The organism is Nitrospirillum amazonense, from assembly GCF_029594735.1.
GTDB classification, from domain to species: Bacteria; Pseudomonadota; Alphaproteobacteria; order Azospirillales; family Azospirillaceae; genus Nitrospirillum; species Nitrospirillum amazonense.
Genome location: NZ_JARPAF010000001.1, coordinates 1,294,623 through 1,307,524 on the forward strand (window position 1 = coordinate 1,294,623; position 12,902 = coordinate 1,307,524).

The window sequence follows — 12,902 nt, forward strand, 5'->3', positions numbered from 1 at the left end:
GGCGAAGACACGGGTGTAGGTGGGCGCGTTCGCCTTGGCCTTGGCCTGGGCGCCCGTCACCACGTCGAACCGGCCCACCGCGTGCAGCTTGTCGGCCGAGGCCTCGGCCGGGGCGTAGCCCTTGCCCTTCTGCGTCACCGCGTGGATCAGCACCGGGCGGCCGTTCGGTTCATCCCGGATGTTCTCCAGGATGGGCACCAGCTGGTCCAGGTCGTGCCCGTCGATGGGGCCCACGTAGTAGAAGCCCAACTCCTCGAACAGCGTCCCGCCCATGACCATGCCGCGGGCGTATTCCTCAACCCGCCGCGCCGCGTTCTGCAGCGGCGAAGGCAGGGTTCAGCACCAAAAAACGCTGCTGGCATCCGAGTGCGAACGCGCTGACGTCCACGAGGGCCGCCAGGTTTGGCGGACGCACCGTCAGCCGCGCATGCGCCAGGAGCCCCACCGCCTGGTCTTCATCGATGAGACCGCTACAACCACCAAGATGGCCCGCCTGCGCGGCCGAGCACGGCGGGGACAGCGCCTCAGGGCCCAAGCCCCCTTCGGCCATTGGAAGACGCAGACCTTCATCGCCGCCCTGCCCTGCGATGGTCTGACCGCTCCATGGATCATCAACCAGCCGATGAACCGGGTTCTCTTCGAGGCTTATGTCGAAACCCAGCTGGCACCCACGCTCAGTCCGGGCGACGTCGTCATCCTCGACAACCTGGCCAGCCATAAGAGCGAGAAGGCCAAGGCCATCCTCAAGGAGGCTGGCGCCTGGTTCCTCTTCCTGCCGCCTTACAGCCTTGATCTGAACCCTATCGAGATGGCCTTCGCCAAGCTCAAGGCCCACCTCAGGCGCATCAGCGCCAGGACCATCGACGATCTCTGGAAGGCCATCGGAAACATCTGCGACCTGTACGATCCAGATGAATGCTGGAACTACCTCAAGGCCGCAGGGTATGCGTCCAATTAAAGGCTCGATGCTCTAATTTATCTATGGGTGCACGTAGGACACTTGAGCGCGCACCTATAAAGAGCCCCGGAAGGAAACTCTTCAGGAAAGCGCATCTGTACCAGGGTCACGCCGGTACGCACTGAAGCGCTTGTCTTGCAATTGGCTTATTCAAGAGCCCCGCTTGATCGCGTAAAGTCGCTTCAATTCCTTAAAATCACCTCTTAACAGCCGGCTAAGTAGCCGAAATGGCAAAGTAATTCTCCAAGATGTGGAATGGTACATTCCGGCGACCTGGCTGGTAAGGGCCAAGACCTGATGGGTCAGGTTGGCATCATGCCGCTGCAACGCCGCAGCTTCGATGAGCAGCTGCTCCTTCTCCTGGCGTAAAGCCTGCCCTTCGCTGGTTAGTACATCGTTGATCGCGGCGAGATTGTTAACATGTGCGATAATGCGGTCCCGCTCCTGCAGCAGAGTATTCTTTTCCTGTGCTAGGCTTTCATTGATGTCGGTAATATTTCTGACATGTACAGCCATGCGGTCCCGCTCTTGAAGCAAGGCATTATTTTCCTGCGCCAGACCTTCATTGATTGCGGTAATATTTTTGACGTGATTGACTATGCGCTCCCGTTCCTGAAGCAGAGCATCTTTCTCGTGCGACAGGTTTTCGTTGATCGCAGTGAGGTTATTGACGTGAGTGACTATGCGCTCCCGTTCCTGAAGCAGAGCATCTTTCTCGTGCGACAGGTTTTCGTTGATCGCAGTGAGGTTATTGGCGTGGGTAACCAGGCGCTCCCTTTCGCCTTGCATCGCGTGAAGCTGAGCGTGCAGCTGCTCCAGCTGAGACGCCTGAGATTGGATGGCATGGGCGGCGCGGTCCCTTTCCTCCGCCAGCATGACCTTGCTGGCGCGTGCCTCTTTCGTAAGGTCGTTCAATTGCTCGGTTATGGTGGTAGCGTAAGCGGCCGCCTGCTCCCTTTCCTGGGCCAGCAGGATTTTTTGGGCTCGGGCTTCTTTGACGCTGGCTTCCAGGTTCGCTTTCAGCGCGGTGGACTGCTCCGCCAGCGCTGAAGTTTTTTCCCGCTCCAGAATCAGGTCGGTATCCAAGGCCTGGATTTCCGCTTGTTGATCGTCAATGCGCTGCTGAAGCACGAGTGGCAGGGGAGGTGACCAAGGACGGCTCCCCCCATCCGGGACAAAGCTTACCAGATAGTCCTCCAGGTTTTCCCCCAGCAGGCTGTGGGCCGCCAGGGCCACCGTCTCCTGGTGTGAACGCCCCATCCAGGAGGCTGGGGCCCAGCGCGGGGTCGCCCACAGCGCCAACCGCAAATCCTCACGGCTTTCCACCCGCTTCAGAATGCATCCGGCGACCCGCAGGTCATCATCCAAGACGGGCGCTTCGCTTCGTGTGGCCCACAGTCCGGCTTCATAGCCATAGGGGAAGTCGACCGGCTCTGCCTTTTTGAAGTTGTCAGCCGTTGTCGCTGGAAAGGCGAAATAATAAACGGAGAAGCCCAGATCCAATAGAAATTCGGCCAGATCCAGTGAACCGGGAACCTCATTGCATTCCAGCCACAAGGTGGTGTCGGACGTGTCCAGGAATTCTTGATCATCCTGTAGGATGGCAAGCTCCAGTCCCTCAACGTCAATCTTGATCAAGTCGAAGGGGCCGTGCTCCTGCCGCAGCGCCGCCAGGGTCATGTGGCGGGCGGCTACGGGCACGGCGATCCTGTTATCGTCAGCCGCCATCGCCAGTGAAAAGCTGCCGGCGTTGCCGGGAGCCATGGATGCCTCGAATGGCAGGTTGCCCGCCGGTCCTATAATCGCCGCCAAGGCGACGGCCGACTTAAGGGAGGCGGGCTTGTTGGCGGCGATGTTATGATGCAGGAGCGGGAAGGTGGATGAATTAGCTTCCACGCAACACAAAGCACGGAGCGGCCTCAGCCCGGCCACGCCCAGCCCGAAGGTGCCCAAGAAGGCGCCGATGTCGGCCACTGCGGCGCCATCGGCCAGATTTGCAGCGACGAACCGCGTCTCACAGGAGCCCCACTCGCCATATGTCGCCAGGACACGGCTAATCAGATCGTTCGCAGGATCGACGACCTTCAGCCGGCCATACCGCGTTTCAACTTCCTGCACTTGCTTCTTACTCCCGTAACCAAGACCGTCATTGGCCGCCGGTTATTGCCAGCAGCATCAGTGTCGACCGGAGGTGATCCATGTGGTGGGACGTCAGCGTAGCCCTTCAGCCGCGCACCACGCTTGATAGCCGCTCGGACCGGACAGGAAGGGATCCTTAAAGTGATTACGCACATCCCAGCGCGCACGCCAAGTCAGCCGATGGGAACGGGGTATAGTCGTGCCATCGGCATAGGTGCCATATATCCACCATCGGTCGGGCAGCCCATCTGCCTTGTGGGCTGACAGCCGTTCACGGTACCAGCGCAATAACTCAAAAACCTCGGTGTCACCGTAGGAGTAGCGGGCCAGCATCCCCTCCCCGGCGGTGTTGACCTTCGTGAAGTGGAAGAAGCGCAATACCTCCCCGCCGGCGCGGATCATGCCGTCATCCCCAATAGTGATCGGCCGATTCCCCAGGTTCCACGATGCCACGTTATAGGCCGGATTGTGCAGGATCCCCACATCACGGAATAGGGCCGGTACCAGATCACACCACCGTTGATCCGTGAACAAGCCATTGGGGACGTCGTCGTGGCAGAACTGCAGCAGCCGATCCCGCCACCACCCGGCGAAGCGCTTGCCCTCGGTGCAGGCGCGGACAGCGACAAAGCCCAGATTGTAGACGCCGTGTTTGAGCGAACCGATTTCATTGTCCAGGATGCCGGCCAAGGACGATTCCGGCGTCGCGATGTGGGGGGTTAGAATCACGGAATGCCGCCCCAACATGTCCACGACATGATCAAGGGGAGAAAAGACGGCGATGTCCGGATCCAGGTAAACGACAAATTCAGCGCCTTCGCTGAGGAGCTTGTGCATCATCGGCCCTTTGACCGCCGTGCACAACTCCACCACATCATGGCCGAAAGCCCAGCTGCGATAGTCATCTATGCCCAGGTCACGGATGTTGACGACGTGGTCGAAATCTTCTTCCGCCAAGTCGAAACGGAATCCCGGCGGTGCGTCATCCGACAGCAGCAGCCACATCGTCCAATCTGGATGATGCCGTCTGACGGTTTCCGCCAGGACGCGCGCCCGGTCCAGGTAGCTGAATGAAATGCTCGTATAACAGTGGACCTTAGGCATCGCCGCTCTCTTGAAGCAGAATGGCACCCGTCCCCTGGCTGGGGATTAGGTGGCCGGTGCGGCGATCCGCCCCGGCCGCCAGTTCCAGAATATGGCCTTCAGCGAACAAGGCTTGCAACTCGACCTCCGTTTCGATCACGCAGGCGCGGTTGGGCGCCACGGCAGTCACCAGAGACCCGACGTTGCCCGCCCCCTTGCGCGCGATGACGAAGGCGCCGCCGGCCACCGCCTCCATGGCGGTGAAACTGAAGCTTTCGTAACAGAGGGACCAATTTATCGCCACGTCCACACCGGCCTCGATCACGGCTTTCACCATGGCGTGACGATCTTCCCGGCTGACTTGGGTGTAGATGTGGCGAATGTTGGGCACGTCTAGGGTCAGGGTTCCAAGCTGAATGAATTCATACCGCGGATCGCCCTGGTGCCAGCGGGCCAGCGATTCAAACGCCTGCCAACCCTTGGCGAATAGGGGTGCGCCCAGATGGCCCACGCGTAAGGGCCGCCCGCGGTTGAAAGGCGCTGCCTCCGACTGGAACTCTACACGGCACGGCGGGACGACGCGCGTCGGACCCGTGAAGCCCGTATGCCGCTGCCAAACCTTCAGGATGGTGGCGGAAGGGGCCAGCACCGTGGGGCACGTATTGGCCAGGAATGCACCCATGCGGGTGACATGGCCCGGTCGTTCACTTCCGGATGGGCAAATTCCGCAGGCGGGCGAACCGATGGGCGGGCTGCCGCAGAACGAGATGTCATTGCGCAGCAGATGGACACTGGGGCAGAGGGCGAAGAGATCGTGCGCCCAGAACACCGTCTGCGCATTGGGGCAGGCCGTGACCAACGCGGCGATCAATTCAGGCGCGTGGCCCAGCAACTGGTGAATGATGAATGTCAGGTTGCGATGGGTCCGGCCCAAAAGCGTGACGGTCGTCGCCACGTCAGCCATTGTAACAACGCCCAGCCGTACACCGTTCAGCGACGCGACCAAGCGCATCATGTGCGCCGGCACGGGGTCCGAAAGCATGGGCAGGGGCTGCACCGGACAGAAGTGTAGGTAAGTCCAGCCGGCGTGGCGCAGGGCTGCTTCCTCGTCGTTCATGCAGTTCTGCGTGCCACCGAAGACCGTGAGGTAGTGATCGTGGCTGAAAACGACGGCCCATCCGGCCGCCTGGGCGACACCCGCGTCTTCCAGCGCACTCAGCAGTTCCTCTCGGGGCAGCGGATCTTCCCGGGTCACAGGCTGCCAGTGCGCGGCGCGCGCGCGAGGCGAGATCGCGTGGTTAATTGTTTCGCGTGCCGGATCGCGGCGCAGCCGATAAGCCCAGCCCTCCAACGTGGGTGGAACTATCACCCCGCGCCGATCATAGTCATTCGGAATAGCATCCAATTCAATCTCCGCATAGCTATTAAGAATTACGCCCCGCAGGCAGCAGAACAATCCTCGGCAATATCTGGTGTTGGCACAGTTGGAGTCACCATTTGGAACATGCAACCCTTGGCGAACCTATGGCGAATTCTTCTCGAAATGAGCTTCCTATTTAAGCGCTCCAAGAATGAGGAGAGATGAGGCAATATAACAAAAAAGACCCAAGCAATTGACCAACGAGGAAAAATTACAGCAAGTTCAATGTTATTGAATGTTTATTTCTTTGTTTCGCCGCCTGACTTCATGGCACATTCTTGCGTTCCGTCATGTCTGCGTACGCCCTTCGGCGACGGAAATCACCGCCAAGTCTGTATTTTTAGTTGGAGAAGCGCGCGCCAATCAATGTCGACATGTGTCACCCCAAGGCGTCCTTCAGTAACATGTCCTTATTACGGGTTGCGCCCCAACTGTCGAAATTCTTGAGTGCAGCGACGGCGCCCGCCACGGGCTTGCCCGGGCGCCCCAACAGATCGACCAGCGGCCACGCCGTTTCCAGGGGCAGGGTCTTATCGGTCGTGGCGGCCGACCCGGACGCGCGCGCAGCCACCTGATCACGGGCATAGGCCTGCATGCCTTCGGCGACGGCGGCCGCAGCCGCAGACAATTCCCCTTTGGGATCGAACCGCCCGTCCTCAAGCCAACGGACGCCAGCGGAGCCCGGCTCCAGCCCGATTATGGAGTTATGCGGGGCGGTGAAGAATAGCTCGATCAGCACCCGATTGTCGTAAAGCCGACGTACTACGCTGTCGGCAACGCTGTCGGTGGAAAACAGCCCCCTCATAGCGTGGCGCCGTCGACGGCGTGCGGTGTCTGGGCTGTCGGCCAAGCAAAAATAATATCCCTGGACGCTCACGTCGACCATGGGCCGGACCGCAGTCTCAAACGCCTCCTGCGTGGTGCCATGCCAACCCACGTCGACCAGAGCGACGCGGGTGCCTCGCTGCAACTTCAGCTCTTTCAGATAATTGAACAGGCCGCGCCGATTGCGCCGGCAAACCGCCATGATTTCGAAGCGGTATTCATGCAGGAAGGCGTGCATGCGGGCGTGCAAGGCGGGCGACAGCATAACATCGTCCCCCAGCCCATACTGCTTCATCACTTCCGCAGCCGGCGCGGGCACGCCAATGCGCTCCAGCACCTCGTAAGGCGACAAGCCGTCGGATCCGGACAGGAGATAAGGAAGATACGTGGGAAAATTCTGATCGTTGATGGCGGCCAGGGTAAACGCGGTCCGGGAACCACCAAAATAGCTGCAGCGCGGCAGGTCCCAGGCTCCCAGGTTTTCACGGACGATGCGGTCCATGACATAACCATCGCGCGCCAGGAACAGTACATGATCGATACCGTCCTCGCGCACCTGCCGTTCCATCCAGTCCAGGAAAGCAACCGCGCAGCGCCCGCCTAAATTATATCCCAGTTCCCGGGGATCCACCGGCACTTCGTCGCAGGGCTTCGGCGCGACGGGGGACGTCACCGTCTCGCGCCGATAAAGGAAGGTGGCAAGACCCTTGGCATTGGCCTGGGCGATGTCGCCATGGGGATTGTCGCCGATATGCAGAAGCCGGGCTCGGGGCACCTGCAGGTAATCGGCCACCAAGTCGAACAGGTCACCGAAATCGCGCTTGGTGGCATCGCAGGCGCTGGAGATGAACAGCGGTACGGACGGAACACCGTAACGTTCCAGCGCATCCTTGAAAAATGGCTCCGTCAAATACATGTCGGAGGTAATAACGACCGGCTTACCCAAATTCAGCGCGTGGTGAAGCGCCCCCAATACAGTGGGATCGGGACGGATGACGTCAAGTTCCAGCGCATATTCCGCCGCCTGCAGCGACCGCACCAGAGCTTGGTCCAGGGGCAAGCATTCGTATATGCCGGTCAGCGAGATTTCATTGCGCCCGGCCTTGTGCATGCGGGCGAACGCCTCGGCTTGGGCAGCCTTCCGCTGCGCCCGGAAGTCGGGTAGGTCGAAACGGCGACCGATGATGTCGAAGACATCATCCGGGCTATCGACAATGCGGTAGAACAGCGTGTCAAAGAAATCGAAAGACACCGCATCCGCGGTGGCGACCGCGTGGTGCAACGCTGCCGCCATGCCTTCGTCCCCGCCCCGCATGTCGACAGTCGTGGCCATCGTCGTAGCAGCCGCGGCGCCACCCTGCATCACCACCGTCATCGCGCCGCCTCGAAATAGATCCCGTTGGGATGCAGGTTGGGGTTATGGAAGGGGTCGTGCTGATAGAAGTTGGGATGCAGGTCATACAAGCGGCGGCGATCACGCACCAACCGCTCCCTCTTTTCTTCGTTCATATGATCCACACCACGGCTGACGGATTCGTGATGGATCAGCCGCACCGCCTGGCACATCACATTAAAATATCCCGCCTCGTGCAGGCGCATGCAGATATCGATATCGTTGTACGCAATCGGCAGGCTGACGTCGAAGCCACCGATGGCCTGGAATTTCCGCCGTTCCACCATAAGGCAGGCGCCAGTCACGGCTAGCCAGTTGTATTCCAGGAGGTTGCGCAGGAAATAGCCAGGCGCGTCGGGATCCTGCCGCCAGAAGGCATGGCCAGGCCCATTCTCTAAATTGAGTACGCCGGCATGCTGCGTCTCGCGTCCGCCCGGATACAGCAGCTTCGCCCCCACGGCGCCCACGTGGTCCAACTGGGCATAACCGGTCATACGCTCGACCCAGTCGGCGGTCACCACTTCAGTGTCGTCGTTCAGGAACAGCAGCACGTCACCTGTGGCCGCTTCGGCCCCCAGGTTATTCAATTCCGAATAATTGAAAGGTGCATCATGGCGCACAACCTTAACCTGCGGCCAACCACGGATGCGGTTCAGATACGCCAGGGACGGCGGATCCTGTGTCCCGTTGTCCAAAACCACGATCTCGTACTTGTCATAGGAAGACTTGGCGCGGATGCTGTCGATGCAAGCGGACAGCACCCGCCAGTTGTCTCGCGTGGGGATGATGATGGAGACGGTTGGCGCGCCCCGCACATTGTACCGTACGCGGTAGTACCCCGGGACCTGGGGCAGAGGCTCCAGCGTGCCGTCCAGACCGCGACGGTTCAAGGCGTCCACGCGCAGCCTCTCGGACATGGCGATGGCATAAGGTTTGGCGTTCAAGTCGGCCGCGATGGATTGAGGAATGATACGCCAGTGGTAAAGGACCTTGGGGACATGCCGGATGCGGGTCGTCTTTTCCGCGATCCGCAGAACCATGTCCCAGTCCTGGCAGCCGTCATATTCCGACCTGAGACCACCCAATTCCTGTAGCAACGACCGGCGCACGCAGCTGACATGGCACGTGTACATCGTGCTCATCATCGTGTCGGGCGACCAATCCGGCTTGAAGAAAGGTTGGGCAAAGCACCCATCTTCCGTAATTTTATCTTCGTCGCTGTAGACGAAGTCTGGATCGTCGCGATCAATACACTGCGCCAGTTCGTATAAACAGTCGGGCGTCAGCTCGTCATCGTGGTCGAGAAAGACGATGAAGTCGCCCGTCGCCACCGCCAGGCCCGCGTTGGTCGCGCCCGCGATACCCCGGTTCTCCGTCAGCCTCAGCACGGTGACACGGGGGTCTCGCACCCCATCCAACACGGCGCTGGTCGCAGGGTCGGTGCCCGCATCGTCCACTAGAACCATCTGCCAGTGGGGATACCATTGCCCCAAGACTGAGCGCAGCGCCGCTTCCAGGATGGTGGGGGGCGTATTGTAGACGGGCACGACAATCGAGAATGTAATCGACCTGGACAGGGCGGAGATTGATGCCATCAAGTCCACGGGCGGACGGGGCATGCGGTAGGCATAGCCATCCGGCCCCAGACCGCACACCGGCGGAGCGTCGTTCTGGAGCACGGATACCGGCACGGATAGCATGCCGGGAGCAACACCGTGCAGCAGCCAGAACTTGATTCCGGGCACGCCATGATCGCGGCGTATGCGTAACAGATCGACGACAGGCGCCAGAAGGCCGTGGTTGCGCGCGGTGCGTGTCAGAGTTCGCAAGGCCACCTTGACCTGCCGGGCACGACGGGAGCTCCAGCGCAAAGGGGTCGTCAAACGCCAGCTGCGGGACTGATAAATTCGGGCCAATTCCAGACCTAGGGCCGTCTTGTCGGCCTCGATCGCTTGCAACTGATAGGCGCGCTCATCAACCAGCTGATTAAGACGCCCAATGTTGAGGTCACGATCCTCCAGCTGACGGATGAGTTCGGCGATACGCTCGTCCCGCTTATCCAAGGGGGACGCCAAACCGCCAGCCTTAAGGGAGGTCGGCATTCCTGTCAGGGCCATCGCGATTACCAAAATTTATTTCAAATAAATGTCTTCCAGCCCACAGGACTGGCACGATTACTTCAATGAGCAGGATAGACAAAGAAGCTGCGGCCAAGCTATATGGAACAGGCATTTCTGTCAACGAACGGGCTGGTTATTCAGTTACGGCGACGGCCACTGCGGTGACCGGGCCCGGTGCGCCGAACCGCCGTGCGACCGCGGCCCAGCCCTCCCGCCCCGCCGTGACCGCGGCGTCGGCCAGCGATAGCACCCGGTCGCGCTGCCGGTTCGGGGCGGCGCAGGCAGCGTGCAGCGCCTCGCCCAGCGCCTGCAGTTGCTTGAGGCCGGCACTTCCGGCGGTGGAGATGAGGTCGTGCGCCTCGGCGCGCAGCCCGTCCATGTCGCCGCGGGCGCGCAGCGCCGCCACTCGGTCCAGGCGTTCGCCCCCATGCGTCACCAGGCTTCTGACGAGACTCTGGAACTGCTCGCGGCCGGCGATAAGCTCCAGCCGCAGCAGCACGCTTTCATCCAGGACCGTGGCAGCCGGCAAAGGAGTAGCCGGCATGGCCGGCGCCACCTCGTGGGGTGAGGCTTTGGTCCATCGCGCTACGGTGCCCAGGAACTTGCGCTGGTCGAAGGGCTTGGCCACCACGTCGTCCATGCCAGCGTCCAGATATTCCTCGCGCATGCCGGCCATGGCGTTGGCCGTCAGGGCGATGATGGGCACACGCACGCTGCCCTGGTGCGCACGGATGAGCCGCGTGGCCTCCAGCCCGTCCATGCGCGGCATCTGCACGTCCATCAGGATCAGGTCGAAAATGCCACCCGGCGCGGTCGCCGCGCGCACGCCATCCTCGCCGTCTTCGGCCAGGGTGACCTCGTACCCCTCTTTCCGCAGCATCAGCAGCGCCACCTGCTGGTTGATCTGGTTGTCTTCCACCAGCAGCACGCGGCGGCCGGCGCCGGTGCCCACCTTGGCCGGGTCGGGCTTGACCGGGGACGCCGCCACTTGGCTTAGGAACAGGCGGCTCAACACGTCCAACAAGGTCTGCCGGCGCACGGGCTTGGCCAGCACGGCGGCGAAGACGTCGACTTCGGCGTTGCCCCGGTCCATGACCCCAAAGGACGAGATGAGCACCAGCTTGGTTTCGGCGAACCGGCTGTCGTCGTGGATGCGCTGGCCCAGCTCATCACCCCGGACGTCAGCCATGGAGAAGTCCACCAACACCAGATCAGGCGGCCGGCCCGCTTCCCAGCTTCTTTCCAGCGCCGCCAGGGCGGACGCCGCGCCGTCGGCCAGACTGACCACCAGGCCCAGATCGCTGAGCGCGCGGCTCAAGATCTTCTGATGCAGGGGGATGTCGTCCACCACCAGCACCCGCAGGCCTTTGATGCCGTCCACCAGAGTGTCCTGGTCCACCAGGGTGGCAACCACCGGTCGCAAGGGCACGGTGAACCAGAAGGTGCTGCCCTGGCCGGGAACACTGTTGACGCCGATCTCGCCCCCCATCAGCTCCACCAGCTGGCGGCAGATGGACAGGCCCAGGCCCGTGCCGCCGAAACGGCGGGTGATGGAGCTGTCGGCCTGGCTGAACTTCTGGAACAGTCGGGCACGCTGTTCCTCCGGGATGCCGATGCCCGTGTCGCTGACGGCGATGCGCAGCCGGCGGCGGCCGTCCGCGCCAACGGCGGCGCCGGGTTCCTGGCCGATCTCGATGGCGACACTGCCGGTGGTGGTGAATTTGATGGCGTTGGACACCAGGTTGGCCAGGATTTGGCGCAGGCGGGTGGGGTCACCGCGATAGGCGCCGCGCGCCGCGTCCTCCACATAGCAGACCAGGTCCAGGTCCTTTTCCGCCGCCTTGGGCGACAGCAGCATGGTGACGCTGTCCGCCAGCTCATCCATGGAAAAGTCGATCTCCTCCAGCTCGACCTTGCCGGCCTCGAGCTTGGAGACGTCCAGGATATCGTTGATGATGGACAGCAGCATTTCGCCGCTGTCATGGATGGCGGCGGCCAGTACCCGCTGCTCCGCATCCAGCGGCGTATCCAGGATCAGCTGCGCCATGCCCAGCACGCCGTTCATGGGCGTGCGGATCTCGTGACTCATGTTGGCCAGGAATTCCGACTTGGCGCGGCTGGCCGCCTCGGCCGCCAGGCGCGCCTGGTCACGCTGTTCCGCCAGGGTCGCCATCTCCAGCGCCTGGTGCTGCAGGGTGGCCTCGGCCCGGCGCCGCTCCGCCACCTCGACCTCCAGCCGGGCGACCGTGGCCGTCCGTTCCTCCAGCAGCATCTGCTTCTCATGGAAGCTGAGTTGCTTGCCCAGGGCGCCGCCCAAGGCCTTGGCCATCATTTGCAGCAGGGCCACGTCCTCGGCCGTGAAGGCGTCGGGTTCCGTGCCCATGACCTTCAGCACGCCGACCACGCGGCCCGCCTCGGACAGCGGCGCACAGATCATGGAGCGCACACCCACCATCCGGCAGGCGTTGCGGTCCACGCGGTCATCGGTCTCGCTGTCCCGGCACATCAGGACCTTCTCGGTCTCGACGCAATAGCCGGACAGGCTGCCCTTGCGTTTCAGGCGCACGCCGACGAACTGCGACACGGCACCGCTGGCGGCGCGGTAGACCATGTCGTCGCCCTCCGCCAGTTCGACCACGGCGCCCTTGGCGTGCATAAGGCGCTGCAGGCGGTCCACCACCGTCTGCATGAAGGCATCCAAGTCCAGGTCGGAATCGGCCAGTAAAGACTGGGTGAGCACCACTTCGCTCAGGCGCTCCACCTGATGCTCCAACGCACGGATGCGGTCCGCCTCGGACTCCGACCGGGTCACGCCTGCCTCTTTCACGCTCAAGCCATCGAACCTAGCCATACCAAGGCGCCACTATACGTGCACCTCGCCCTGCGAGCAGCGTTCAAGTTGGGACGCAAGGACTATCTTTGGCAGTAAATGGCAGGCGCCGCCAGCCAGGGCGCGCCCCGACG

General features: G+C 61.9%; 6 protein-coding genes and 2 pseudogenes. 1 reads left to right on the forward strand and 7 read right to left on the reverse strand.

Going from position 1 to position 12,902, the window contains the following annotated elements; all coding sequences use genetic code 11:
• Nucleotides 1-333, reverse strand: a pseudogene (locus P5F91_RS05230) (1-deoxy-D-xylulose-5-phosphate synthase N-terminal domain-containing protein); the annotation flags it as partial.
• 7 nt (nt 334-340) lie between these two features.
• Between P5F91_RS05230 and P5F91_RS05235 the strand changes: the two are divergent.
• A pseudogene (locus P5F91_RS05235) lies at nt 341-958 on the forward strand (IS630 family transposase); the annotation flags it as partial.
• A gap of 150 nt (nt 959-1,108) precedes the next feature.
• Here the strand turns inward: P5F91_RS05235 and P5F91_RS05240 are convergent.
• The 6 genes from P5F91_RS05240 to P5F91_RS05265 form a co-directional block, all read right to left on the reverse strand.
• Nucleotides 1,109-3,076, reverse strand: coding sequence for an FkbM family methyltransferase (locus P5F91_RS05240; protein WP_277906711.1), 1,968 nt, complete (start codon nt 3,074-3,076; stop codon nt 1,109-1,111).
• Between the two features lie 93 nt (nt 3,077-3,169).
• Nucleotides 3,170-4,201, reverse strand: coding sequence for a hypothetical protein (locus tag P5F91_RS05245; protein WP_145612940.1), 1,032 nt, complete (start codon nt 4,199-4,201; stop codon nt 3,170-3,172).
• Nucleotides 4,194-5,585, reverse strand: a complete 1,392-nt coding sequence (locus P5F91_RS05250) for a hypothetical protein (RefSeq protein ID WP_277906712.1) — start codon at nt 5,583-5,585, stop codon at nt 4,194-4,196. Before P5F91_RS05250 ends, P5F91_RS05245 begins: the two co-directional genes overlap by 8 nt.
• A gap of 394 nt (nt 5,586-5,979) precedes the next feature.
• A complete protein-coding gene (locus P5F91_RS05255; RefSeq protein WP_145612942.1) occupies nt 5,980-7,800 on the reverse strand; it encodes an HAD family hydrolase in 1,821 nt (606 codons plus the stop codon).
• Complete coding sequence (locus P5F91_RS05260) at nt 7,797-9,881, reverse strand: glycosyltransferase family 2 protein (protein ID WP_277906713.1); 2,085 nt, start codon at nt 9,879-9,881, stop codon at nt 7,797-7,799. Before P5F91_RS05260 ends, P5F91_RS05255 begins: the two co-directional genes overlap by 4 nt.
• Nucleotides 9,882-10,071: 190 nt before the next feature.
• Nucleotides 10,072-12,750 (reverse strand): response regulator, encoded by a 2,679-nt coding sequence (locus P5F91_RS05265; RefSeq protein WP_277906714.1) that lies wholly within the window; start codon nt 12,748-12,750, stop codon nt 10,072-10,074.
• Nucleotides 12,751-12,902 lie beyond the last annotated feature (152 nt).